Genomic DNA, 23,917 nt, shown 5'->3' on the forward strand with positions numbered 1-23,917 from the left:
AGGCCACATCCGTGCCGCTGTTCAGGGCGCCGACCGCGCTCCCGACATGACCCTCGCATCGGGCGCGGGGGTCACCTCTGCCGGCACCTCACGGCTGCGGCGCTTGGCGATGACGGCGCAGACCATCAGTTGCATCTGGTGGAAGAGCATCAACGGCAGGACGGCGAGGCTCGCATGGGCTCCGAACAGCACCGTGGCCATGGGCAGACCGGCCGCCAGGCTCTTCTTCGAGCCGGCGAACTGGATCGCGACGCGGTCCGCCCGCTCGAAACCGAGCCGCCCGGAGCCGTACCAGGTGAGTGTCAGCATCGCCGCCAGGAGCGCTGCCTCGACCAGCAGCAGAGCGCCGAGGCGCACCGGAGTGACCTGGTGCCAGACACCCGCGTTCATGCCGGCGCTGAAGGCCGTGTAGACGACGAGCAGGATCGAGCCGCGGTCGACGTACCCGAGCACCTTCTTGTGGCGGGTGAGGAAGCCCCCGACCCACCGTCGCAGCAACTGGCCCGCCAGGAAGGGCACGAGCAGTTGCAGCACGATCCGCAGCAGTGAGTCCGCGGAGAAACCGCCGGCCCGGCCGCCGAGCACGATCGCCGCGAGCAGCGGGGTGAGCACGATGCCGGCGATGCTGGAGAAGGAGCCGGCGCAGATCGCCGCGGGAACGTTCCCGCGCGCCATCGAGGTGAAGGCGATCGACGACTGGATCGTCGACGGCACGAGGCACAGGAACAGCAGTCCGCTGGAGAGCTGCGGTGTCAGCAGCCAGGGTTCGAGACCCCGCGCGGCCAGCCCCAGCAGCGGGAAGACGAGGAACGTCGCGGCGAGCACCGTCACATGCAGGCGCCAGTGCCGCAGGCCGTCGACCGCCTCCCGGGTCGACAGCCGCGCGCCGTACAGAAAGAACAGCAGGGCCACGGCGCCGGTCGACGCACCGCCCGCGACATCGGCGGCGCGTCCGGAGGCAGGCAGGAGAGCCGCGAGCACCACCGTCCCGAGGAGCGCCAGGATGTACGGGTCGACGGGCAGCCAGGACGGCAGCGACAACGTGCGGCGGCTCATGTGCTCCACTTGCTCTCGGTTCAGGGTCGTGCCCTCCCCATGGTGCTCCTGACACGACCGATCGGGAATCCCGTACACCACGCTCACTGTCATCGCGTTTCGTGATGGGTGCGGGGAAAAGGCCTACCGTGGAGGGCATGTACGACCCCGCACAACTGCGTACCTTCCTCGCGGTCGCCCAAACCCTCAGCTTCACCCAGGCCGCCCGCCGGCTCGGGCTGCGCCAGTCGACCGTGAGCCAGCACGTGCGCAAGCTGGAGGAGGCCACCGGCCGGCAGCTGTTCACCCGGGACACGCACAGCGTGGAGCTCACCGAGGACGGGGAGGCCATGCTCGGCTTCGCCCGGACGATCCTCCAGGCGCACGAGCGCGCGTCCGCGTTCTTCACGGGCAAGCGGCTGCGCGGCCGCCTGCGGTTCGGCGCCTCCGAGGACTTCGTACTGACCCGGCTGCCGGAGATCCTGGAGTCCTTCCGGCGGGATCACCCCGAGGTGGACCTGGAGCTCTCCGTGGAGCTGTCGGGCACGCTGCACCGACGGCTGGAGGCGGGGCGGCTCGATCTGGTACTGGCCAAGCGGCGGACCGGCGACACCCACGGCGAGCTGGTCTGGCAGGACACGCTCTCGTGGATCGGCGCCCCTCAGCTGAGGCTCGACCCCGCTCTCCCCGTGCCGCTGATCGTCTATCCGCCGCCCGGCATCACGCGCGCCCGCGCGCTGGAGGTGCTGGAGGCGGAAGGACGGGCCTGGCGGATCGCGTGCACCAGCACCAGCCTGAGCGGGCTGATCGCGGCGGCGCGGGCCGGGCTCGGTGTGATGGCGCACAGCCGCGGGCTGATCCCGCCGGGCCTGGTGCCGGTGCCGTCCCGTGCCGGTCTGCCCGAACTGGGCGATGTGGACTTCGTCCTGCTGCACGGCCGCCGGGCGGGCGCGGGCCACGCGGCGCAGGAGGCGGCGGCCGCGCTGGCGGCGTCGATCCTGGCGGGCGCCGACCGGCTGCACCGGGGAGGCGGCACGCGCCGGCGGTGACACACGACGGTTCGGCGGCCCCGCGGCTCCGTCGTGCGAGGTGGGTCCGGTGGCTCGATCGTGACCCCGCGCCCGGCCGTTCGCGTACCGTCACCCGCCGGACCTGGTCGTGAACCGCTCACCGGCCTGGTACGGACCAAAGCTTCTCGACTCCGTAAAGCGACGGTGCGTGCAGCGTCGAGATTCCGTGGAGATTCGTCACCGGCATACTTACTCATCGGTCAGAACTGTGGTCCAACTCTCTTTCGTGTGGCCGGACATCCGCGTCTGACCTGTGGTGATGCCATTCGTCCACAGTTCTGCAAGGCCCTCCCGCCGGCCAGCGCGGTGGGGTAGCGTCGCGGCGCTGTGCGGAGCGCCACAAGGAGCAGGCCATTGCGCGAGTTCACTGTCCCCCCGCTGGACGCAGCGCCTCAGGTCGGTGGACTGGCGGATGCGGTGTTCGACTATGCCCAGGAGGATCCCGATCGCGTCGTCCTCGGACGCAAGGACGCGGAAGGGCACTGGCACGATGTGACGTCCGCGCAGTTCCGCGACGAGGTGCTCGCCCTGGCCAAGGGGCTGCTGGCGCACGGGGTGCGGTTCGGTGACCGGGTCGCCCTGATGTCCCGTACCCGCTACGAGTGGACCCTCTTCGACTTCGCCGTCTGGACGGTCGGCGCGCACTCGGTGCCCATCTACCCCACCTCCTCGGCGGAGCAGGTCTTCTGGATGCTGCACGACTCCGAGGTCACCGCGTGCATGGTCGAGCACGAGGACCACTCCATGACGGTCGGCTCGGTCATCGACCGGCTTCCGCAGCTGAAACGGCTGTGGCAGCTGGACGCCGGTGCCGTGGCGGAGCTCAACGCGGCGGGCGCGCACATCGACGACGAGGTGGTGCACCGGCACCGGCGCGCGGTGACGCCCGACTCGATGGCCACGGTGATCTACACCTCCGGGACCACCGGACGCCCGAAGGGCTGCGTCATCACGCACGCCAACTTCATGTTCGAGACCGACACCCTCATCAAGCGCTGGGAACCGGTCTTCCACTCCAAGCCGGGCGACGAAGCGGCGACGCTGCTGTTCCTGCCGCTCGCCCACGTCTTCGGACGCATGGTGGAGATCGCGGCGATCCGCGGCCGGGTCAAGCTCGGCCACCAGCCGGCGCTCCAGGCGAAGGCGTTGCTGCCCGATCTGGTGGCGTTCAGACCGACGTTCATCCTGGCGGTTCCGTACATCCTGGAGAAGATCTACAACGCGGCGCACCGCAGGGCGGAGGTCGACGGGAAGACGGGCCCGTTCGAGAAGGCCGTCGATGTGGCGGTGCGCTATGCGGAGGCCATGGAACACCGCGCCTTCGGCCTGGGCCCCGGCCCCTCCGCCGGACTGCGGATGCAGCACCAGTTCTTCGAGAAGATGGTGTACGGCAAGGTCCGCGAAGCGATGGGCGGCCGGGTGCGCCATGCCATGTCCGGCGGCTCGGCCATGGACCGGCGGCTCGGCCTCTTCTTCGAAGGGGCGGGCGTCACGGTCTTCGAGGGCTACGGACTCACCGAGTCGAGCGCCGCGGCGACGGCGAACCCCCCGGAACGCACCCGCTACGGCACGGTCGGCCAGCCGATCCCGGGAACCACGGTCCACATCGCGGAGGACGGCGAGGTGTGGCTCCACGGCGAGCACGTCTTCGCGGGCTATCTGGGCGACCCCAAGTCCACCGACGCGGTGCTGCACGACGGCTGGCTGGCGACCGGCGACCTCGGCGCGCTGGACGAGGACGGCTATCTGACGATCACGGGCCGCAAGAAGGAGATTCTGGTGACTTCCGGCGGCAAGAGTGTGTCGCCGGTGGGGCTGGAGGAGCGCGTACGGGCGCATCCGCTGGTCAACCAGTGCATCGTGGTCGGCAACGACCGTCCGTACATCGCGGCGCTGGTCACCGTCGACCAGGAGGCGGTCGACCACTGGCTGGCGATGCAGGACAAGGCACCGCTGGCTCCGGCGGATCTGGTGCGCGACCCGGACCTGGAGATGGAGGTCCGCCGGGCTGTGGTGGCCGCCAACACCCTGGTGTCGCAGGCGGAGTCGATCCGCACGTTCCGCATCCTGGCCCACCCCTTCAGCGAGGAACACGGGCTGCTCACACCGTCGCTGAAGCTGAAGCGGAAGGCGATCGAGGCGGCGTACGCGGTCGAGGTCGACGCGCTCTACCACTGAGGGCGAGCGCCACACGCACGACGGCAATGCACGGCACGGCGAACTGCCCGGCGCGGGGCAGGAAGTCCGCGCCGGGCAGTGGCCGGTGAGGCCGCGGCCGACCGGGCTGTGTGTGCCGGCCGATCATGACGCGGAAGATCCTCGTCACGCGAGGGCGGCGGTTCCGCGAACGCCGATCATGCCGTCCTCGTCAGACGAGCTGATAGCCGCGCATGCCGGTGAGGAGCATGTGGCAGTTCTGGAGGGAGCCCGAACTGTCGCCCAGGGAGCGGTAGATGCCCCACTTGGGGCGCACCCGGTCCGCGAGGAAGGTGTCGACACCCGACTTCGACGCGTCGAGCACCGTGGTCCCGCCGTTCTTGAGGATCCAGCGGACGAAGCCGGCCGTGCCGTTGCCGATCCTGATCTGGAAATCGACGTCGATCCACTTGTTGTGCAGTGGTTCGAGGTTGGTCCGGCCGACGAGGACGTCGCCGGATATGACCTTCAGCTCGATGGTCTGGACGCCGTTCACCCGGCGCAGGGACTGCACGACGATCGGGGACGATCCGGTGCCCGGCTGCTTCATCTGCATGATGTGCGTGAAGCTGGTGGTCGCCTTCAGCGTGCTCGGGATGAACATCCCGTAGGTGACCCGCCAGGTCTGACCCGGCTTCCACTGCAAGGACGCGTTGCCGGTGCGGCAGCCGGTGACCTCGTGGCGCTGCCGGTCGGTCGCGGTGTCACGGTCCACGGTGTGCATCGTGAACCGGTAGTTGTCGCCCTCGGTGGTGATGTGGGGCGCGGCCGAGGTGTGCGAGTCGGCCCGGTCGTCCTCGATGGTCTCGAAGGCACGCAGTTTGTCGGTGCGTGCCGACGGGGACCAGCGCAGCTGCCAGTCGGCGGCGGCGGCCCGTGACATGAGTGGGGGCAGACCGGCCGTGACGGCGCCGCCGAGTGCCGCTCCCAGGACTGCCCTGCGTGATGCGGTCATTCTTCCTTCACCTCATTGCGAGTTGTCCGGTCATGACGGGATGTGCGCCGAGGCCGTGGACGTCGGCTGTTCCGCGCGGTAGACGTACGCGGGGGCGACCGCGGACTCGGGCGGATGCGTGCGGTCGACGAGATCGCGTACGAGAGCGTGGCCGGGCGCGGGCGAGCAGACCGGGTCCGTGCGGGTGGCGTCGCCGGTCAGGGCGTACGCCTGGCACCGGCACCCGCCGAAGTCCTGGGCGCGCAGCTCGCAGCCGCGGCACGGCTCCTGCATCCAGCTCTCGCCGCGGTAGGCGCTGAACGCCTTCGAGTCGCGCCGGATCCAGCACTGGGGCCGCACGCCGCCCGCCGCGGTGCCGAGCACCTGCAGCAGCATGGCGGCGGGGCTATCGCTCGGTGAGGGCGTAGGCGGTGACTTCGAGCGCGGTCTCGACGACCTCGAACTCGGGAGTCTGCCAGTTGACCGTCTCCTCCGATGACTCCTCGGCGTCGTTCATGAGCGGTGCCTGCCTTCCCGCGGTGTGGGGGTCAGGATTGGTCCAGGTCTCTGCTGCTCGGTGTCACAGGGCGGTGCGCTGGAACGTCCGTTCACAAGCGCGACCGGAGTTCATCCATGTGCCACAGCGTTCCGCCTTGACGGGACGCGGTCAATGGTCTGGACCGAGAAGGTCGGAGCTGTATCGGCCAACTTCCCTGGCGGGAATGCGCTCGGCAGGTTGATCGTTGACGATGGGAGTACCAACCGACGACGTAAGGATCGACCGCTCGTGAGCAAGGTCCCCTCCATCACCCTCAACAATGGCGTCGAGATGCCGCAGCTCGGCTTCGGTGTCTGGCAGGTACCGGACGACGAGGCGGCGCAGGCGGTCTCCACTGCTCTGGAAGCCGGATACCGCAGCATCGACACCGCGGCCATCTACGAGAACGAGGAAGGCACCGGCCAGGCCATCGCCGATTCCGGCATCCCGCGCGAGGACCTCTTCGTCACCACCAAGCTGTGGAACGGCGACCAGGGTTACGACGCGACTCTCCGCGCCTTCGACACCTCGCTGGCGAAGCTCGGCCTCGACCACGTGGACCTGTATCTCATCCACTGGCCGATGCCGTCGAAGGGGCTGTACGTGGAGACGTACAAGGCCTTCGAGAAGCTTCTCGCGGACGGCCGCACCAGGGCCATCGGTGTCTCCAACTTCCTTCCGGAGCACCTCGAGCACCTGATCGCGGAGACCTCGATCGTGCCCGCGGTGAACCAGATCGAACTGCATCCCCAGCTTCAGCAGACCGCGTCCCGCGACTTCCACACCCAGCACGGCATCGCCACCGAGGCGTGGTCGCCGCTCGGTTCGGGCAAGGGCCTGCTGGACATCCCGACGGTGGTCGCCGTCGCCCGGAAGCACGACCGCACTCCGGCCCAGGTGGTGCTCCGCTGGCACCTCCAGCTCGGCAATGTGGTCATCCCCAAGTCCGTGACCCCCTCGCGCATCCAGGAGAACCTCGACGTCTTCGACTTCGAGCTCGACGGCGACGACCTGGCGGCCTTCGCCGCACTGGACGAGGGCAAGCGACTGGGCCCGGACCCGGCGACGTTCAACGTCGGCTGACCCCGGCCGCTCCACCCGCGGTGCTCGGCGCCGCCCGGCTCCCGCCGGGCGGCGCTTCGCTGTTCCGGGCCGCCCGGCACCCCCCGGAACCCCCGGAACGGCCCTCCCCGAATGGCGGGATTCCGCCGGTCGTGGTATTCCTCGCAGCGCTTGCGCGTCGTCTCGTCATATTTACTGGCGGTATGCCTATTTTTGGCGCTCCGAACGAACCTGCACCCCCTGGAGGCAGTCCGATGGAGCGCATCAAGAAGGCGACCGTCACCGGCATCACCACCGCCGCCCTGCTGGCCGGGTCGGTCGGCGTTTCCATGGCCGTCGTCGACTCGGCACCCTCGAAGACCGTGACCGCTCGCGACAACGGACGCGACGAACGCCCGGCCCTCACGGCGAGAACCACCATGCGCGGCGTCGCCGCGTGGCAGCAGTTCCGTGTGTACGGCTCGGCCAAGCAGCTTCCCCCCGGCACCCGGGTGCGTCTCCAGCAGCGGCAGGGCGGTCAGTGGACGACCCTCCCCGCGTCGATGAACACGACGCGCAAGGCCACTTACAAGATGCGCGTCTACCTCGGCTTCAAGGGCCGCAACACGCTGCGCATCGTCGGCGGCGGCATGGCGTCGGCCCCCTTCTCCGTCACGGTGCGCTGATCCGGTCCCTTCCCGGAAACGGACCATGCCCTCGTCGGCCGCGGCAGCGGCGACAAGGGCATTCCGTATGTCCTTCCGCGCCCCTCTCGTACGATCGGTCCGCGTGAACATCACGGCGCCGGACAAGGAGTACGGGAATTGAGCGGGGCATTCAGACCTGGCCGTCATCTGGTGCGCAATGTCGGCAGCGGGCTGCTCCTGGAGGTGTACGGCGGGGTCCGGGGCAGCGGGGCCGTCGTCCAGCAGGGCGAGGAGACCGGTGCACCCGGACAGCAGTGGCAGATCGACCCGGTGCCGAACGGCAGCGGACTCCACCACTTCGTGAGCGTCGTCAGCGGCAAACGGCTCGACGTCGCCGACGCCTCCACCGAGAAAGGCGCCCGTATCCAGCAGTGGCGGCCCAACAACTTCGGCGCCCAGGAGTGGATCATCGAGCAGCATCTCGACGCGCCGGGCACCGTCACGATCGTCAGCTTCATCAGCGGACTGCTCCTCGAAGTCGCCGACGGCAGCACCGAGGACGGCGCACGGGTGCAGCAGTGGGAGGACACCGACTCGCCCGGTCAGTGGTGGCGTCTCGAACCCTGCCCCTGACCGGGCCGGCGGCCGTCAGCCGCGACGGGCGGTGTGCACCGTGCGCGCGGTGAGCAGAAATACGTCCGGGCGCTGCGCCAGACCTTGTTCGTCCTGCGGGTCGAGCAGCCGGTCCAGTACGGCGATGTCGTCCGGAGCCAACAGCCCGTCGAGCACCTTCCGTTGCCAGGCGAAGGCCGAGGCCAGCTGCTCGCGTACCGTCAGGGGCACCGGCGCGGGGATGTCGAGGAGGAAGGACCGTGTGCCGCTCGGCGTGAGACCCGCCAGCGCCATCAGCGCCCGCCAGTCCTCGATCTCGTCCTTCGCACCCGGCAGTTCGGCGCGCATGCCGACGAACCAGTCGGCGGCGGCCGCGTCCAGGCGGGCCTCCAGCCCCGGGCGTCCGATGCCGATGTCGCGCGGCAGATGGCGGGCCGGCAGTCCGCCCTCCACGACGGCCAGCAGACCGCCCGGGCGCAGCAGCCGGGAGAAGCCGGCGAGAGCCGCGCGCTGGTCCCCGATGTGGTGCAGCGAGGAGCCCGCCCAGATCAGGTCCGCCTCGCCCAACGCGTCGAAGCCGTCAGGCAGTTCGGCGTGCAGGGTACGGACCCGGCCACCGAGGCCGGCCCTCTCGGCACGAGCCTGTGCGAGCTCCAGAAGGGGGACGGTCGCGTCGACCGCCACGACCTCGGCGTACTCAAAGGCCTCGGCGAGCACCAGGCTCATCACTCCCGGTCCGCTGCCGACGTCGATGATCCGCCGGACGCCCGCCGCGGGCACCTGCTCTCCGAGCCAGGCCACGGCCTGGCGGTTCACGGGCCCCTGGAGCTCCGCGCCGCGTTCCAGCAGCGGGCTCATCTCGTCCCAGTCGATGTGGCTCTTGTCGTGGTGGTGACTGCTCATGTCCTCACCCTGTCGCGACGGTGCCGATTCGGCGAGCTTTGTTGCGGTTACGGCAAAACACTGTGCGCGCGGTGCGCCATCGGGCTCACCCCGCGGACCCGTTTGAAAGCGGCACTCAGCGCGAAGGAACCGCTGTAGCCGACCTTCCTGGCCACCGCCTCGATGGTGGCATCGGTCTCGCGCAGCAGGTCCGCGGCCAGGTCGAGCCGCCAGGTGGTGAGGTATCCCATCGGCGGCTCTCCCACCAACTCGTGGAAGCGGCGCGCGAGTTGAGCACGCGACACCCCGCACTTGGCGGCGAGGGAGGCGACCGTCCAGGGGTGGGCGGGGTCATCCTGGAGCAGGCGCAGCGCACGCCCCACCACGGGGTCGCCCATGGCCACGTACCAGGCCGGTGCCTTCGCGTCGGGCCGGGAGAACCAGGCCCGCAGTACGGCGATGAGCATCAGGTCGAGGATGCGGTCGAGCACCACGCTCTGGCCGGGCTCGTCCCGTGAGATCTCGTCGTCGAGCACCGGCATGAGCGGGCAGTTCCACTGGTCGGCGGTGAGATGGACGAGCGGGGGCAGGGCGTCCAGCAGTCTCGCGGAGACCTCGCCCTTCATCTGGTAGGTGCCGACCAGCATCACGGACGAGCCGTCGGGGTCGTTCCCCCAGCTCCGCACGCCCAGGGCCATGGAGGTGGCGAGCGGTTCGCCGCGCAGGGTGTGGCAGGTGCCGCCGGGGCCGATCAGCGCCAGCGGCTCGGTCCGCAGGTCGTCGCCCGTGGTGTAGCCGCCCGGGCCGCGGGCGATCGCCACGTCACCGGGCCGCAGCAGCACCTCGTCGCCGGCGTCGGAACTGATCCATGTCTGCCCCTCGGTGACACACATCAGGGAGAGCGGTGCCTGGTCCTCGATCCGCACGGACCAGGGCGGCTCCATCACCATCCGCAGCAGGAATGCGCCTCGGGCACGCGGTCCGTCGAGCAGCCCGGCAAGAGCGTCCATGCCTCCAGCGTAGACGCAGAGACATGCCATTGAGCCTGTGCAGCATGGAGAGTCCAGAGCGCAGCCCCGAATCTGGAGGCATGACAGAGAACCAGAAGCAGGAAACGGTGTTGGTGACGGCGGCCACGGGCAAGACGGGTCACCGGGTGGCGGAGCGGCTCACGGAGCGCGGTGTGCAGGTGCGGGCGGGCTCGCGCCGCGGCGCGGTCCCCTTCGACTGGGAGGACCCGTCGACCTGGGCCCCGGCGCTCGGCGGCGCGGACGCGGCATACGTGACCTACTACCCCGACCTCGCGGGTCCCGGCGCCACCGAGGCGATGCGGGCCTTCGGTCGGGCGGCGACAGCAGCCGGCGTGGGCCGACTGGTGCTCCTCTCCGGCCGTGGCGAGCCGGACGCCGTGCGGGCCGAGAGCGCGCTGCGTGAGGCGGGCGTGCCGCTCACGGTCGTGCGGGCCAGCTTCTTCGCGCAGAACTTCAGCGAGGGCCCGATGGCCGAGGGCGTGGCCCACGGCGAGCTGGTCTTCCCGGCGGGCGGCACGGCCGAGCCGTTCATCGACGCGGACGACCTGGCGGACGTGATGGTCGCCGTGCTCACCGAGGAGGGCCACACCGGCGAGACGTACGAGGTGACGGGCTCACGGCTGCTGACCTTCCAGGAGGCGGCCGAGGAGATCGGGCGGGCGACCGGCCGCGAGGTGCGCTACGTGCCGGTGTCCGGCGAGGAGTACCAGGGGATGCTCCAGCAGGTCGGGCTTCCCGCGCAGGACGCCGCGTGGCTGGTCGAGCTGTTCACGATGCTGATGGACGGGCACAACGCCTCGACCACGGACGGGGTACGGCAGGTACTGGGCCGTGCGCCGAGGGACTTCGCGGACTACGCCCGGGATGCGGCGAAGGCCGGCGCCTGGGGCGCGTGAGCCGTCCGTTCACGGGGCACGAGCTCGGTCGGTACGCCGCCGGTCAGCCGGTGGCGTACCGCGCCGCCAGTTCGCGGACCGTCCCCGCCAGCCGGGCACGGAGCCCGGCGGGTTCGAGGACCTCGACGCCCGTGCCCATCGCGAGGAACTCGCGGTGCGCGTGGTCGAGGGACTCGATGGGAAGCGACGCGCGGATCCAGCCGTCCGGTTCGGCCGTGCCGGTGTCGGCGAAGGCCCGCGCCACGGGCCCGCTCAGCCCCTCGGCGGCGGCGGGCGAGATCCGCACGAGCGCCCGGCCGGTGTACAGCCGGGCATGGAAGTCGGCCTGGTGGCGCTGCCAGTGGGCGGCCAGATCGAACCCGGGCGGCGGCTCGAACACCTCCCCGTCGCAGGAGAGTTGAAGAATCCGGTCGACGCGGTACGTGCGCGGGCCGGGGGCCGCGACGACGTACCAGCGCCCCGCTTTGAGCACCAGACCGTACGGCTCCAGACGACGGTCCACATCGGTCGGCTCCTTCCAGCGGCGGTAGCGGACATCGATCACCCGGCTGTGCCAGACCGCCTCGGCGACCTGGGTCAGATACGGCACCTCTTCGTCGGGGGCGTACCAGCCGGGGGCGTCCAGATGGAAGCGCGAGCGCATCCGGTCGGCCTGGTCGCGCAGTTCGGCGGGCAGCGCGGCCCGCAGTTTGAGCTGGGCGGCGGCGAGGTCCGAGCCCAGGCCGAGTTCGGCGGCGGGTCCGGGGACGCCGGACAGGAACAGGGCTTCCGCCTCGCCGGCGGACAGCCCGGTCAGCCGGGTGCGGTAGCCGGCGAGCAGTTGGTACCCACCGGCGTGGCCGGCGTCCCCGTACAGCGGCACACCGGACGCGTGCAGGGCCTCGATGTCCCGGTAGACGGTCCGGACCGACACCTCCAGCTCCGCCGCGAGGGCGGCGGCGGTCATCCGGCCCCGGGTCTGGAGCAGAAGAAGGATCGACACAAGACGGCTGGACTTCACTGACACAGGATGTCAGTGAAGCGGCTCTAGCGTCCTGCCCATGAGTTCGCCGAGAAGTTGCTCTTCGTGCCGCCACCGATCGAGGTGGGTGGCCGTCGGATCAAGCGCTATCACGTCACGAGCGATCCGGCCGGGATAGCGCCCGCGGTCGAGAAGGCCGCGTACGAGATCCTGCCGACACTGCTGCCGGAGCCGGACGGTACGCCGGCGGCCGCGTTCGTCGTCCTCCACAGGGGAGAGGACGACGGCGCGTACCTCAACGCGTACAGCTGGGTGTGGGACAACGCCGTGCACTTCGCGGGCGCGGCGGCCGGACAGCCCGTGCTGGACTGCCCGGACCGTGATCCGACCCACTTCGTCAGGCTGTCCAAGCCCTGGATCGGCTGTGTGTACGAGCTGCCGCCGGTGGCGCACGAGCGGGACGCCTGGGTACGGCATGTGCTCACGCCGGAGCGTCCCGACCTGGACGCCTATCTCGCCGACTCGCTGACCGAGGGAACGACCGGGGGACGCTCATGAGCACGACCGACTTCGACTTCCTGGTCGGTGAGTGGGTCGTCGCGAACCGCCGCCGCACGGACTTCCTGGACGGGACGAGCGCGTGGGAGGAGTTCACGGCGATGAGCCGGGCGTCACGCCACTTCGACGGCGGGGCGAACTTCGACGAGATCGTCTTCCCGTCGCTGGGGTTCCGCGGTCTGACGCTGCGGCTGTACGACCCGGACCGCGACGAGTGGTCGCTGCACTGGGCGAACGACCGCTCCGGCGCGCTGTTCCCGCCGGTGGTGGGGCGCTTCGACGCGGACGGGCGCGGTGAGTTCTACGGGGACGACACGCACGACGGCAAGGACGTGCGGGTGCGGTTCGTCTGGTCCGGCATCAGCGACACGACGGCGCGCTGGGAGCAGGCGTTCTCGGTGGACGGGGAGCGGACCTGGGTGACGAACTGGGTGATGGACCTGTCGCGGCCGGGTTAGACGGAGTGCGGGCGGGCCGGTTCCACCGGCTCGGCTGATGCCGCGGGGCCGATGCCCGGCGCCTGTGCCCAGCGCAGGTGCCGACCACGGACCCGGCGGCCCGGCCGCCCGGCCGCCCGGCCGACGGGCGACCCGGCCGCCCGGCACACCTGCCCTGCCTGCCGGCAGCCGTGCCCGGCACGCTGCGCGGTCAGCTCGCGCCGTGCCCGGGCGCGAGCTGTTCCACCCGCCGCGCCAGCGTGAAGTCCTTCTCCGTGACCGCGCCGCCCGCGTCATGGGTGTGCACCGTCAGCGAGACGCTGCGGTAGCCGAGCGTCAGATCGGAGTGGTGGTCCAGCTCCTGCTGGACCTGCGCGATGTGCACGACCATGGCGGTGGCCGCGAAGTGGTCGGCGAGCCGGTAGGAGCGGGCGATGCGGTCGCCCTCCAGCGACCAGCCGGGCAGCTCCGCCAGCCGGTCCTCGATCTCCTTCTGCGACAACGGCTCTGTAGGCATGACCAGGTCCCTTCGGCAGCGGATGGGTGGGCGGAGGCGGCTTCGGCCACCATAAAGGGGATGCCCGCTCCCCTGCGATCTGTGTACCTTCCACCGGTGGAAGCGCTGACCGAAAAACAGATCCGCGGCTCGTTCGTCAACTGCACCAAGGGCGAGGCGACGCGCCTGAAGCTCCCCGCCGACTTCGGGCAACTGCCCTGGGACGATCTCGACTTTCTGGGCTGGACCGATCCGGGGGCTCCGCTGCGGGCCCATGTCGTGCTCCCCCGCGCGGACGGCCCGGTGGGCATCACGCTTCGCGTGCCCTCCGCCGGGCGGACCAGTGCCATCAAGTCGAGCATGTGCCATGTGTGCCTCACCCCGCACGCGTCGTCCGGGGTGACCCTGTTCGCCGCCCCGCTGGCGGGCAGGGCCGGGCGGGAGGGCAACACCGTGGGCACCTACCTCTGCTCCGACCTCGCCTGCTCGCTCTACATCCGCGGCAAGCGGCAGCCGAAGCTGCGGACCGGGGTGGACGCGGAGACCCTCACCGAACAGGAGCGCATCGACCGTACGGTCGCCCATCTGACGGCCTTCGCGGAGAAGGTGCTGGGCACGCGCTGACCGCGGCCCTCAGCCCCGGGACCGGAGGACCTGCTCGATGGTGTCGGCCTCCTGCGCCGCCTTGTCGGTGCGGTGGCGCAGCACTCGGGCGAAGCGGAGCGTGACACCCGCGGGGTAGCGGGGAGAGCGCTGGATTCCGTCGTACGCGATCTCCACGACCAGTTCGGGACGGACCCGGACGGTGAACCCGTCGTCCTCGACGGCGAGTTCACGGAGCCGGTCCGTCTGCCAGCGCAGCATCTCGTCGGTCAGCCCCTTGAAGGTCTTGCCGAGCATGACGTGGGTGCCGTCGGAGGCGCGGGCGCCGAGGTGGAGGTTGGACAGCAGGCCCGTGCGGCGGCCGTGGCCCCATTCGGCGGCCAGGACGACGAGGTCGAGGGTGTGGACGGGCTTGACCTTCAGCCATGAGCGGCCGCGCCGGCCCGCGACGTAGGCGGCGTCGAGCGCCTTGACCAGGACGCCTTCATGACCGCGGCGCAGCGTCTCGGCGAAGAACTCCTCGGCGGCGGCTACCTGTTCGGCGTCACCGGGGTCGGCGACGACCTGCCGGCGGACCCGCATGGGCTCCGGCACGAGGCGGGCGAGGACGGTGTGCCGCTCGCCTCCGGGGAGGTCGAGCGTCTCCTCGCCGTCGGCCGCCAGTACGTCGAAGAAGACAGGAGAGAGGGGCAGTGTGGCGCGGGCCGCCTCGACGTCGAGCCGCGAGCCGACGCGGGAGGCGATCTCCTGGAAGGAGGAGGGGCGGCCGTCCCCGTCGAGCGCGATCACCTCGCCGTCGAGGATGAACCGATCACCGGTCATGTCCCGTGCCGCGTCCACGACTTCGGGCAGCCGGTCGGTGATGTCGTCCAGCGAGCGGGTGTAGATCCTGATCCGGTCACCGCTGCGGTGCACCTGGACGCGGATGCCGTCGAGCTTCTCCTCGACCACACAGGGCACGCCGAGGGTCATGACGGCCTCGGTGACCGACTTCGCCGTGTGGGCGAGCATCGGCTGCACGGGGCTGCCGACGCGCAGCCGGAACTCCGCGAGCGCCGCCGGCCCGTCGGCGAACAGCGCGCCGGCGACGCGTGGCAGCGACCCGTCCAGCATCACCGCCCTGCGTACGTCCTCGGCGGGCGCGCCCGCCGCCTTGGCGACGGCCTCCAGAGCCACGGCGTCCAGCGCGCCCTGCCGCACCTCGCCCGTCAGCAGGCGTGTCAGGAACTGCTGCTCCTCGGCTGTGGCGGCCGCCATCAGATCGCGTACGAGGCGCTTCCGCTCGTTCTGGGAACCGGCGCCCTGCAGGCCGGCGAGCGCGGTGAGTGCCGCATCGGTCCCGGGAACGGTGAGCGCGGCGGTCTCCGCGGGCGCGGGCCGCTCCTTGAGCACGCTCCAGCCGATGCCGATACGGCCCTGCGGGACCCGCCCGGACAGGTACGAGATCACGAGCGCGACATGCTCGGGCCGGGCGTCCGCGAACAGCTCGGCGAGGAGAGCGATCTTCCGTGAGCGTGCGGAGGTGGCGGCCACGTCCCTGGACACGTTGGCGACTCGAGCCAGCAGCATGCGGCCATGGTGCCCCGAAGGGGCGCGGGACGCACGCGCAGAAGGGCAGCCGTTCCTGCGCCCGGGCACACGGCCGGGCGCAGGAACGGCTCCCGGGGCCGGCGCGCAGGCAGCGGGTCAGGCCCGCCGGAGCGCGGGCTCCCGGCCGGACGCCGCGCCGGGCACCCACGGCTGCTCCCCGGACGGCGGCAGGTCTCCCGGTTCACCTGCCCGGCCCGCGGACAGGAAGGGCTCGCAGGCGAGGAGCCGGGGGACGGTCCGTCGGGCGGACGGACCCCGGGCAGGCTCGCCCCACGGCCGGGGGCACAGGAATCCGATCTCATGGTCGGCGGCCGCGTCCGCGAGGCATTCCCGCTCGTCGTCGCTGGTCCGGCCCACCTGGAGCCAGACGGACCCGATGGGCAGCTGCGGCAGTACATAGGGGACGACGGCCCGCGCGAGGATCTCCGGATTGCGGCACACGGTGACGGTGATCTCCGTCCCGGCCAGCCGGTCCGCCCACTCCCCGCCCCTGCCTGCCTTCCGGGCGATCGCCGCCGCCGCGTCCCCGTCCAGTTCCTCCGGCAGGATCCAGGTGCCGACCTCCACGCCCGCCGCGCGCAGTTCGTCCGAGACCCGCGGTGCGTCGCCCGCGGATCCCAGCACGGTCGCGTGGCGGAAGGTCATGCGGGCGGCTTCGCCGTGCCCGCGCGGGCACGGCATGCGCGGATGCCGTTCTTCACGCTCTCCCAGGCGGCGGGCTCGGCGGTGGTCGTGAGCAGCGGGACGCCCATACGGCCGGCGAAGCTGCGGGTCGCTGCGGGGCAGACCCGTGGGCCGTGCGAGGCAACGGCCACCACCAGCCCGGCCGCCCTGTGCTGCGCGAGATCGCACAGCATCCGGTCGACGGCCGAGGCGGTGGCCCCCTCGAGCGCCGGCTCGGTGATCCTGAGGATCACGAGGGCGCCCGCAGAATGCGAGAAATCGCTCCGCACCGCGAGCAGTTCGTCCTGCCCGACAGTGACCAGGCTTCTCACCTCGGTCGCCGCCCGCAGCGCCCCGTGTCGCTCGACGAACCGCAGTTGAAGCTCCGAGCATTCCTCGGCCAAGTGTCTGAGTGTGGGCATGTCCCCCCTCACGCCGACAGCACTTGGGACTGCACTCTGCAGCGTGATCCTCGTATCCACGGCACACGAATGTCAACTTCTCTTACCCTGCTGGGTAATAATTTCTGTCATCCCCGGTGGCTCGCTCGCGTCCGGAGCGGATATTCTCCGGGCGCAGCCGCCGTATCGCACGGATCAGCCCTCGGACCCAGGGAGACGCACCGGTGAGTGATGCACGCGCCGCGCTGGGCGAGACCCTGAGGACGATTCACGCGATCGCCGACGAAGCGGGGCTGCGCCGCGAGGACGTCCTCGACGTGGCGGCGCTGTCGTTCGAGACCGGCATCCCCGAGGAGACGGTCTCGGCGCTCCTGAACGGCGAGTCCATCGACGAGGTGGAGCTCGGCGAACGGGTGAGCCAGCGGTTCAGATTCCTCCGGGAGACCCGGCCGCGGCCCGGCGACGGCAAGGAGTACTCACTTCCCGAGATCGCCGCGTCGTTCGGCGCGTCCCGGCAGTCGCTGACGCCGCTGGCCAAGGGAACCGGCAAGCCGGGCCTCCAACACGCCTTCAGCATCGAGAAGTTCTTCGGCGTCCCCACCGGGTTCCTGACGACCGAGGCGGTCCCGGCGCTCGACCGGGCCCTCCAGTCGGTCCTGAAGGACCTGCGGGAACTGCACCCGCTCACGGCTCTGATGGCCAGTCACGACATCCAGGAGATCGCTCTGCGGTCGGGCAAGTTGAAGGGTCTGTCCGACGACAGCAGGCGGTTGCTCTGGGAGACTCTGGACGCCCTCTTCGAACGCGACAGCAAGGGCCAGTAGCGTTGCCCTGTGCAGAGCGGGGGCCGGACGTGGGCCCACGCCGGGGCGGGCTTCGAGCGGGGAGTGGGCTGTGGGCGGCAGAGCCAGGGAGATGCGCCGGTTATGCGCGCTGTTGTCCACGAGCCTGGAGCTGCCCGTTCCCGCCGATCCGGCGCGCCTGTTCGAGGAGCTCGCGGCGACGCTGAGCTCCCACCGGCAGCGCGAACTCCGCCTGCGATTCGTCGCGTTCCCTCCGGGAACGGTGAGCGGGATCTGGGCGGACCGGGGCGACCACGACCTGATCGCGGTCGAGGAGGCCGCCGCGCCGCAGCATCAACTCGTCATCCTGGGCCACGAGATCTGGCACATGCACGCCGGTCACGGAGTCGGACACGCGGGCGCTTCCGCCGCGGCACGGTCCGTCACCGAGGGGAGGGATCTCCAGGAGGTCATCGTGCGTGCCGCCGCCCGGACGGACTTCGCCGACAAGGAGGAGAGGGCGGCGGAGTTGTTCGGCATCATGCTGGGGGCCGAACTCCGTCCGTGGCTGGAGGGGCATCCCGGCGGCGCGGCTCCGGAGGGCCTGGCCGGCCGGCTCCAGGCGTCCTTGGGCCGCCACGGCGTCCAGGGACGACGGTGAACGACGGGGAGCGAACCGTCACGAACACGACCGCGGGCCGGCACCGTACACCGGGCGCGACACGGACACCGCCTGCGGTGCACGGCGGTGGCACATGGGCGATCTGAGCATGACGATCCCGGCGTCGTTCGTCTTCGCCGCACTCCTGCTGAAGCTGCCGGCCCTGCGGCGCAATCCGCAGGACGTGCTCCTGAGGGCGGTCTGCGGACTGCTGCTCGTGGCGGGCCTGGTGTTCCTGCTGGGGGCGGTGCCGGTGATCGCCGCGGTCAACCGCGTCACCGGCGTCCCGAACCTCGCGGCGCCGCTGGTGTACAGCGTGCTGAGCGCGTTCAGCGGTGCCTGTGTCGTCCTCGTCCTGATCTGGCGCACCGGTCCGACCCCGCGGACGATGCGCGCCTGCCGTCTGTGCCTCATCGGCTACGGCGCCGTGATCGTGTCGCTCAACGGCCTGTTCCTGCTCGGGGACGCACCGGTCGAGCGGCTGCGGGACCTGGACACCTACTACGCGAACACCCCGTTCATCCGCGAGATGATCGTCCTGTATCTGCTGGCGCACACCGTCGCGGCCGTGGTCGTGACGGTCCTGTGCTGGCGATGGTCGCTCCGCGTCGGTGGCGTACTGCGGGCGGGTCTGGTGCTGATCGTCGTCGGCTACCTGCTCAACCTGGGGTACGACGCGGCCAAGTTCAGCGCGATCGGCGCGCGGTGGGCCGGGCACGACTGGGACAGCCTGAGCACCCATGTGGCCCGCCCCATCGCATCGGTGTCGGCCGTGCTGATCGGCATCGGCTTCGTCCTGCCCCACCTGGGGCAGCGTCTCGGCATCAGTTGGCGTACGGCTGCCCGATTCCGGCAACTCGGCCCACTGGCGTACGAGTTGGGCGGCACGACGGGCTACGGCTCACCCGGGGTGGCCATCGGACGGTGGGCCTCACTGGAACTGCGGCTGACGCAGCGCGAAGCCGCCATCCACGACGCCATCATCCATCTGCGACCGTACTTCGACCGGGCCCTGCACCGCGACATCACCGATTCCGCACTGGCACAGGGGCACTCCCCCACCCAGGCGAGGATCGTCGCCGACGCCGCCATGATCGCGGTCGCCGGCAAGGCGCAGACGGCGGATCCGGGGCGGACAACCCTTGCCGAAGGCGCGGAAAGCGTGCAACCTTCCACACGGGCGGACGATCTTGTGCAGATGTCCCGTGCGCTGCGCCGCTCGCCACTCGTCCACGAAGCGTGCCGCCGCACGGCACTGTCCGGAAGCAGCAGCCCATGAGTGAACCCTCCAGACCCACCCGGACCGGCACGCCCCGCAGGGCGGTCATTGTCGGAGGAGGACTCGCCGGACTGCTGGCCGCGGCCGCTTGCCGGGCGTTCGTGGACGACGTCACCATCGTGGAACGCGATGTGCTGCCGAGCGGACCGGAGCCCCGCAAAGGACTCCCGCAGGCGCGCCATGCGCACATGCTGTGGTCCGGTGGCGCCGACGCCATCGAGGCACTCGTCCCGGGCGTGACGGGCGGGCTGCTGGACGCCGGAGCGCGGCGCATACCCCTGCCCTCCGGTGTGGTCACCCTGTCGCCGGAGGGCTGGTACCGCCGCTGGCCGGAGTCCCACTACGTCATGGGGTGCAGCCGCGACCTGCTGGACTGGGCGGTTCGCGAGCGGGTGCTGCGCGACGAGCGCATCCAGGTGATCTCCCGGGCCGAACTGCTGGGCCTGACCGGTGACACGAGCAGAGTCGACGGCGTACGCCTGCGGCTGGCCGACGGGACCGAACAGCGGCTGGCGGCCACCCTGGTCGTCGACGCGGGCGGCCGTGCCTCCCGCGGTCCGCAGTGGCTCGGGGAGCTGGGAGCCGGCCCCGTGCGAGAACTCACCGTCGACGCGGGCGTCGTGTACGCGAGCCGCTTCTACCGCGCCCCCAAGGGCAGCGAGAACTGCCCGATCATCAGCATCCAGGCGGACCCGCGGCTGCCCCGGCCCGGCCAGGTCGCCACGATCATCCCGATCGAGAACCAGCAGTGGCTGGTGAGCCTCTCGGGCACCCGGGGCGGACAGCCCACCGACGACGAGTCGGCGTATGTGGACTTCGCCAAGAGCGTCCGGCACCCACTGGTGGGCGAACTCCTCGCACACGCGGAGCCGTTGAGCGAGATCGCGGTGACCCGCAGCACCGTGAACCGGCGCCGGCTCTTCGAAAGGCTCCGCAACGCCCCCGAGGGCTATGTGGCGCTCGGTGACGCCCTGACCGCCCTCAACCCCGTCTACGGACACGGCATGTCGGTCGCGGCGCTGGGCGCGCTCGCGCTGCGCGGCGAGCTGAGGCGCTCGGGGGTCGCGGCGCCCGGCTTCGCCCGCCGGGCCCAGCGGGCCGTCGCCCGCCCCGCCGGCGTGGCCTGGGCACTGGCGACGGGGCAGGACATCTTCTTCCCCGGCTCCCGGGGCCGGCGGCCGCATTCCCTCGACAGACTGCTGAGCCGGTATGTGAACCGGCTGGCCGAGACGTCCACCGGTTCCTACTACATGGCCAAGGCGGTCTCGGACGTGATGACTCTGCAGGCCGGGCTCGGCCGGCTGGTGACGCCCGGTGTGCTGCTGGCGGCGCTGCGCGGACCGCAGCGCCCCCGGCTGGAGGGACCGCCGCTGACGGCCGAGGAGCTCGCCATCCTCACGTCCGGCGACACCGGCGCGGACCCCTCTCCCGCGCCGGGGGCCCCGTGACCGGGACCCGGTTCGCCAGGCTGCTGCGAGGGGCCGGACCGGGTCGGTACCGTGTGGTCTCACGCGGGCGTTCGCCGCACCGCCGCCGTCCCGACGACAACTCTCAACCGGGGGGAGTGAAGTGAGCCGAAAGAGCGCCATGCGCGAGCTCCGCAACGACCTGGCGCGCGCACTGGAGCAGGCCCGGCCGTCCGAACCCGACGAGGTGTTCGCCGCCATGTGCGCCCAACTCGGCAAACGGCGCGGCAGACCGGTGATCCACCGCCTGGTGGACTTTCCGCCGGAGACGGCCAGCGGGCTGTACCTGGACATGGCCGACCGGGACATCATCTGCGTCCAGGCCAACACCCGGCCCTTCCACCAACTGGTCATCTTCGGCCACGAGGTGTGGCACATGATGGCCGGGCACGGGAGTCGCACGGGGCACGGCGAGGGGGGCACGTCGGTCGCGGCGCGCCTCGTCACGGACGGCGCCGACATCGATGCCACCGTGCAGAACCTGGCGGCGCGGACGGACTTCCGGCAGGCGGAGGAGACCGAGGCGGAGACCTTCGGGCTGGAGCTCGGGACCCATCTGCGGGGCTGGCTGGAGGGCACGGCCACCGCCGCGCCGCGCAACGAACTGGCGGAGCGCATCCAGCAGTCGCTCGGCCGACGCCGGACCTGACCCCCATGAGGAACTCCGACTACTACCTTCCGGCCATCGCGCTGGGCATCGCGTTCATCACCAAACTGCCGTCCCTGTGGCGCGGTTGGCGCGATCCGCTGGTGCGTTCTGTCCACTTCCTGCTCTTCACGGCGGCCATCTGCTTCTTCTTCGCCGCCCCGCCCACCATCACCGCGGTCAACCGGCTGACCGACACCCCGAACTTCTCGGGCCCGCTCGTCTACTGCATCATGTGCGCCTTCAGCTGCGCGTGCCTGGTGCTCATCGTCAACTGGCGAGGCGGCCCGCAGGAGGTGGTCCGGCGCAGTTCGTACATCTGGATCACCGCGTACGCGGCGGCCGTCGTCGCACTGCCCGTGCTCTTCGCCCTGGGGGACGCCCCGGTCGAGCGGCTGCGGGACCTGGACACGTACTACGCGAACACCCCCTTCGTCCGCGAGATGATCGTGATCTATCTCGCGGCGCACATCGTGTCCGCCGCGGTGACCACCGCCATGTGTCTGCGCTGGGCGCGTGAGGTCGGTCAGTGGCTCCGCCTGGGGCTCATCGTGCTCGTCGTCGGGTTCCTGTTCAATCTGTTCTTCGGTCTCACCAAACTGACCGCGGTCTTCGCCCGGTGGGCGGGGCACGACTGGGACGCCCTCAGTACGACGGTGGCACCGCCGATGGCCGCCGCCGGCGGACTGATCACGACCGTCGGTTTCCTGCTTCCGCTGCTGGGGCCGCAGGTCAGCGACGTGTGCCGGGCGTGGATCAGCTACACCCGACTCGGCGCGCTGTGGCGGCAGTTGCGTTCCACCCCCGGCGACCACACCCCTCTGCCGCAGGTCGCCTGGTGGTCGGATCCCGAACTGCGCCTGACCGTCCGCGAGACCGCCATCCACGACGAGCTCCTGAGGCTCCAGCCGCATCTGGACGATCTCGTACGGCAGCGGGCGTACGAGACGGCGACCGGCAGTGGTGTACCGGCCGGGCAGGCCCATGTGGTGGGCGTCGCCGCGATGGTGGTGGCCGCGGTGGAGGAGCGCCGCCGCGGCACGGAACCGGAGGCGGCCGAGCGTGGACCGGCCGGCGCCGACGCCCTGACGGCGGCGCTGAGTCCGGGGCGCGAGCGCCTCGTACAGCTCTCCCGCGCGCTGCGGTCCCCGTATGTGGCGGAGGCGGGCCGGCACGCCGCACCGGCGGGGACCGGTTCGCGGTGAGGCCGAGGGGCCTCGCCCTCGCCGCTCCCCCGATCCCCGCTTTCCATGCCTTCAACGCCTTCAACGCCTTCAACGGCCGAGTCCAGTCTCCCCACGGTTCACTCAACTCCCCTAACCTTCCCTCGACTTGATCGAACCGGCGTCGTCGACGCCACCGACACAGAGGCAGGGAACCCACCATGGGGAAGCTCTCGCGCGCGGCCGTGACGACAGCGGTCGCGGCCGGTCTGCTCGGCGTCGCTCTCGCACCGGCCCGGGCGGCCACGGACCGGGCGGCGGACCCGGGGCAGCTGCCGTACTCCTCGGCGACCTGGGTCGGTGTGCACAACGCGTACGAGAAGACCAAGTACGGGTACTTCGCGGATGCGCTCGACTCCGGCGCCGGCATGCTCGAACTCGACGTGTGGACCAATGTGTTCGGGCGCTCCTGGCGGGTCTCGCACAGCAACCCGCTCGGCAACGACAACAACTGCGAGAACGCCGCGACGGCGGCCCAGCTGCGGACCAAGGCGAGAAACCAGGACCTCGGCGGGTGCCTGTCCGACATGAGGGCCTGGCACGACGCCCACCCGGGCCACCGTCCCATCCTCGTCAAGATCGAGATGAAGGACGGCTTCCAGGGGCAGAACGGGCGCGGCCCCGCCGCCCTCGACGCCCTCCTCACGGCCCGGCTCGGTGACGCGCTGTACCGGCCGGCGGACCTCGCGGGCGGACAGCCGGACCTCGACACCGCGGTGCGGACGAACGGCTGGCCGACGCGGTCCGCGCTCGCGGGCAAGTTCGTGATCGAGCTGATTCCCGGCACGGTGGAGGAGAGCAACCCGCTCGACACCCTGTGGACCGACCGCGAGTACGCGACGCACCTCAGGTCCCTCGCGGCGGCGGGCCGGCTGCGCGACGCGGCCGCTTTCCCGGCGGTGCACGGCGCGGCCGCCGGCGATCCGCGCACGCGGTACGCGGACACGACCATCCGTCCGTGGTTCGTCCTCTTCGACGGGGACGCGGGGACCTACTCCGGCGGGACCATCGACACGGCCTGGTACCAGCGCAACAGGTATCTCGTCGTGATGACGGACGCGCACAACGTGGCGCCCGCCATCGACGGCACGAACCCGACCGAGACACAGGCGCGTGACCGGGTCGGCCTGCTGGCGGGACGCGGCGCGAGCGTGGTGTCGGCCGACTGGTACCCCCTGCCCTCCGTCCTCGCGACGGTGGTACCGCGGGCCGGAGCGCAGTAACAGACGTCACTCCCGTCTCAGCGGAACCACGTGCGGGAACCGTCTA

27 protein-coding genes are annotated in these 23,917 nt (G+C 71.0%); 16 read left to right on the forward strand and 11 right to left on the reverse strand.

The window, feature by feature from the left end; genetic code table 11:
- Positions 1-21: 21 nt before the first annotated feature.
- Positions 22-1,056 (reverse strand): bile acid:sodium symporter family protein, encoded by a 1,035-nt coding sequence (locus tag ACFWU3_RS09800; RefSeq protein ID WP_384433773.1) that lies wholly within the window; start codon positions 1,054-1,056, stop codon positions 22-24.
- Between the two features lie 128 nt (positions 1,057-1,184).
- Here ACFWU3_RS09800 and ACFWU3_RS09805 point away from each other — a divergent pair, with 128 nt between their 5' ends.
- Together ACFWU3_RS09805 and ACFWU3_RS09810 are read left to right on the forward strand one after the other, a co-directional pair.
- Positions 1,185-2,084: a LysR substrate-binding domain-containing protein gene (locus ACFWU3_RS09805; protein ID WP_384433775.1), complete on the forward strand. Its 900-nt coding sequence runs from the start codon at positions 1,185-1,187 to the stop codon at positions 2,082-2,084.
- A gap of 399 nt (positions 2,085-2,483) precedes the next feature.
- Positions 2,484-4,283 carry an AMP-dependent synthetase/ligase gene (locus ACFWU3_RS09810; protein ID WP_384434295.1) on the forward strand — a complete coding sequence of 600 codons (1,800 nt, stop codon included), beginning with the start codon at positions 2,484-2,486 and terminating at the stop codon, positions 4,281-4,283.
- Between the two features lie 190 nt (positions 4,284-4,473).
- Here ACFWU3_RS09810 and ACFWU3_RS09815 read toward each other — a convergent pair whose 3' ends face one another.
- The 3 genes from ACFWU3_RS09815 to pqqA are packed head-to-tail and all read right to left on the reverse strand — an operon-like array spanning position 4,474 to position 5,752.
- The gene (locus ACFWU3_RS09815) at positions 4,474-5,256 is read right to left on the reverse strand and encodes a Tat pathway signal sequence domain protein (protein WP_384433778.1); all 783 of its coding nucleotides are present in this window, start codon (positions 5,254-5,256) and stop codon (positions 4,474-4,476) included.
- A gap of 30 nt (positions 5,257-5,286) precedes the next feature.
- Positions 5,287-5,631, reverse strand: a complete 345-nt coding sequence (locus tag ACFWU3_RS09820; RefSeq protein ID WP_384433781.1) for a hypothetical protein — start codon at positions 5,629-5,631, stop codon at positions 5,287-5,289.
- 10 nt (positions 5,632-5,641) lie between these two features.
- Entirely contained in the window at positions 5,642-5,752 is a 111-nt protein-coding gene (gene pqqA, locus ACFWU3_RS09825) for a pyrroloquinoline quinone precursor peptide PqqA (protein ID WP_384433784.1), read from the reverse strand.
- A gap of 270 nt (positions 5,753-6,022) precedes the next feature.
- On the opposite strand from pqqA, the gene ACFWU3_RS09830 reads away from it, so the two are divergent.
- From ACFWU3_RS09830 to ACFWU3_RS09840, 3 genes are all read left to right on the forward strand, one after another.
- Entirely contained in the window at positions 6,023-6,856 is an 834-nt protein-coding gene (locus tag ACFWU3_RS09830) for an aldo/keto reductase (protein ID WP_384433787.1), read from the forward strand.
- 233 nt (positions 6,857-7,089) lie between these two features.
- Positions 7,090-7,500, forward strand: coding sequence for a hypothetical protein (locus tag ACFWU3_RS09835; protein ID WP_384433790.1), 411 nt, complete (start codon positions 7,090-7,092; stop codon positions 7,498-7,500).
- Between the two features lie 138 nt (positions 7,501-7,638).
- Positions 7,639-8,094 carry an RICIN domain-containing protein gene (locus ACFWU3_RS09840; protein ID WP_384433793.1) on the forward strand — a complete coding sequence of 152 codons (456 nt, stop codon included), beginning with the start codon at positions 7,639-7,641 and terminating at the stop codon, positions 8,092-8,094.
- A 15-nt stretch (positions 8,095-8,109) separates the two neighbouring features.
- Here ACFWU3_RS09840 and ACFWU3_RS09845 read toward each other — a convergent pair whose 3' ends face one another.
- Positions 8,110-8,976 (reverse strand): class I SAM-dependent methyltransferase, encoded by an 867-nt coding sequence (locus ACFWU3_RS09845; protein WP_384433796.1) that lies wholly within the window; start codon positions 8,974-8,976, stop codon positions 8,110-8,112.
- Between the two features lie 47 nt (positions 8,977-9,023).
- Positions 9,024-9,965: a cupin domain-containing protein gene (locus ACFWU3_RS09850; RefSeq protein WP_384433799.1), complete on the reverse strand. Its 942-nt coding sequence runs from the start codon at positions 9,963-9,965 to the stop codon at positions 9,024-9,026.
- An 80-nt stretch (positions 9,966-10,045) separates the two neighbouring features.
- On the opposite strand from ACFWU3_RS09850, the gene ACFWU3_RS09855 reads away from it, so the two are divergent.
- Positions 10,046-10,882, forward strand: a complete 837-nt coding sequence (locus ACFWU3_RS09855) for an NAD(P)H-binding protein (RefSeq protein WP_384433802.1) — start codon at positions 10,046-10,048, stop codon at positions 10,880-10,882.
- Positions 10,883-10,925: 43 nt separating this feature from the next.
- Here ACFWU3_RS09855 and ACFWU3_RS09860 read toward each other — a convergent pair whose 3' ends face one another.
- Entirely contained in the window at positions 10,926-11,882 is a 957-nt protein-coding gene (locus ACFWU3_RS09860) for a helix-turn-helix transcriptional regulator (RefSeq protein ID WP_384433805.1), read from the reverse strand.
- Between the two features lie 66 nt (positions 11,883-11,948).
- On the opposite strand from ACFWU3_RS09860, the gene ACFWU3_RS09865 reads away from it, so the two are divergent.
- Both ACFWU3_RS09865 and ACFWU3_RS09870 read left to right on the forward strand, forming a co-directional pair.
- Complete coding sequence (locus tag ACFWU3_RS09865) at positions 11,949-12,401, forward strand: hypothetical protein (RefSeq protein WP_384433808.1); 453 nt, start codon at positions 11,949-11,951, stop codon at positions 12,399-12,401.
- Positions 12,398-12,859, forward strand: coding sequence for a hypothetical protein (locus tag ACFWU3_RS09870; RefSeq protein WP_384433811.1), 462 nt, complete (start codon positions 12,398-12,400; stop codon positions 12,857-12,859). Before ACFWU3_RS09865 ends, ACFWU3_RS09870 begins: the two co-directional genes overlap by 4 nt.
- A gap of 190 nt (positions 12,860-13,049) precedes the next feature.
- On the opposite strand, the gene ACFWU3_RS09875 is transcribed toward ACFWU3_RS09870, so the two are convergent.
- Positions 13,050-13,355 (reverse strand): 4a-hydroxytetrahydrobiopterin dehydratase, encoded by a 306-nt coding sequence (locus ACFWU3_RS09875; RefSeq protein ID WP_384433814.1) that lies wholly within the window; start codon positions 13,353-13,355, stop codon positions 13,050-13,052.
- A 96-nt stretch (positions 13,356-13,451) separates the two neighbouring features.
- Between ACFWU3_RS09875 and ACFWU3_RS09880 the strand changes: the two genes are divergently transcribed.
- A complete protein-coding gene (locus tag ACFWU3_RS09880) occupies positions 13,452-13,958 on the forward strand; it encodes an FBP domain-containing protein (protein ID WP_384433817.1) in 507 nt (168 codons plus the stop codon).
- 9 nt (positions 13,959-13,967) lie between these two features.
- Here the strand turns inward: ACFWU3_RS09880 and ACFWU3_RS09885 are convergent, their stop codons facing one another.
- The 3 genes from ACFWU3_RS09885 to ACFWU3_RS09895 form a co-directional block, all read right to left on the reverse strand.
- On the reverse strand, positions 13,968-15,506 hold the full coding sequence (locus tag ACFWU3_RS09885) for an ATP-dependent DNA ligase (RefSeq protein WP_384433820.1): 1,539 nt from the start codon (positions 15,504-15,506) through the stop codon (positions 13,968-13,970).
- 117 nt (positions 15,507-15,623) lie between these two features.
- Positions 15,624-16,172, reverse strand: coding sequence for a hypothetical protein (locus ACFWU3_RS09890; RefSeq protein ID WP_384433823.1), 549 nt, complete (start codon positions 16,170-16,172; stop codon positions 15,624-15,626).
- Complete coding sequence (locus ACFWU3_RS09895; RefSeq protein WP_384433826.1) at positions 16,169-16,612, reverse strand: hypothetical protein; 444 nt, start codon at positions 16,610-16,612, stop codon at positions 16,169-16,171. The genes ACFWU3_RS09890 and ACFWU3_RS09895 overlap by 4 nt, the downstream gene beginning before the upstream one ends.
- Before the next feature lie 203 nt (positions 16,613-16,815).
- Here ACFWU3_RS09895 and ACFWU3_RS09900 point away from each other — a divergent pair, with 203 nt between their 5' ends.
- The 7 genes from ACFWU3_RS09900 to ACFWU3_RS09930 all read left to right on the forward strand — a co-directional run bounded on the left by ACFWU3_RS09900 (position 16,816) and on the right by ACFWU3_RS09930 (position 23,871).
- Positions 16,816-17,415, forward strand: a complete 600-nt coding sequence (locus ACFWU3_RS09900) for an XRE family transcriptional regulator (RefSeq protein ID WP_384433829.1) — start codon at positions 16,816-16,818, stop codon at positions 17,413-17,415.
- Positions 17,416-17,506: 91 nt separating this feature from the next.
- The gene (locus ACFWU3_RS09905; RefSeq protein WP_384433832.1) at positions 17,507-18,034 is read left to right on the forward strand and encodes a toxin-antitoxin system, toxin component; all 528 of its coding nucleotides are present in this window, start codon (positions 17,507-17,509) and stop codon (positions 18,032-18,034) included.
- 94 nt (positions 18,035-18,128) lie between these two features.
- On the forward strand, positions 18,129-19,313 hold the full coding sequence (locus tag ACFWU3_RS09910) for an MAB_1171c family putative transporter (RefSeq protein ID WP_384433835.1): 1,185 nt from the start codon (positions 18,129-18,131) through the stop codon (positions 19,311-19,313).
- Entirely contained in the window at positions 19,310-20,761 is a 1,452-nt protein-coding gene (locus ACFWU3_RS09915; protein ID WP_384433838.1) for an FAD-dependent monooxygenase, read from the forward strand. Before ACFWU3_RS09910 ends, ACFWU3_RS09915 begins: the two co-directional genes overlap by 4 nt.
- A gap of 121 nt (positions 20,762-20,882) precedes the next feature.
- Complete coding sequence (locus tag ACFWU3_RS09920; protein ID WP_384433841.1) at positions 20,883-21,428, forward strand: hypothetical protein; 546 nt, start codon at positions 20,883-20,885, stop codon at positions 21,426-21,428.
- Between the two features lie 5 nt (positions 21,429-21,433).
- Entirely contained in the window at positions 21,434-22,630 is a 1,197-nt protein-coding gene (locus tag ACFWU3_RS09925) for an MAB_1171c family putative transporter (protein WP_384433844.1), read from the forward strand.
- A gap of 179 nt (positions 22,631-22,809) precedes the next feature.
- Positions 22,810-23,871 (forward strand): phosphatidylinositol-specific phospholipase C domain-containing protein, encoded by a 1,062-nt coding sequence (locus tag ACFWU3_RS09930; protein ID WP_384433847.1) that lies wholly within the window; start codon positions 22,810-22,812, stop codon positions 23,869-23,871.
- The last annotated feature ends 46 nt before the right edge of the window (positions 23,872-23,917 follow it).

This window comes from Streptomyces sp. NPDC058685 (genome assembly GCF_042714725.1).
Lineage (GTDB): Bacteria > Actinomycetota > Actinomycetes > Streptomycetales > Streptomycetaceae > Streptomyces.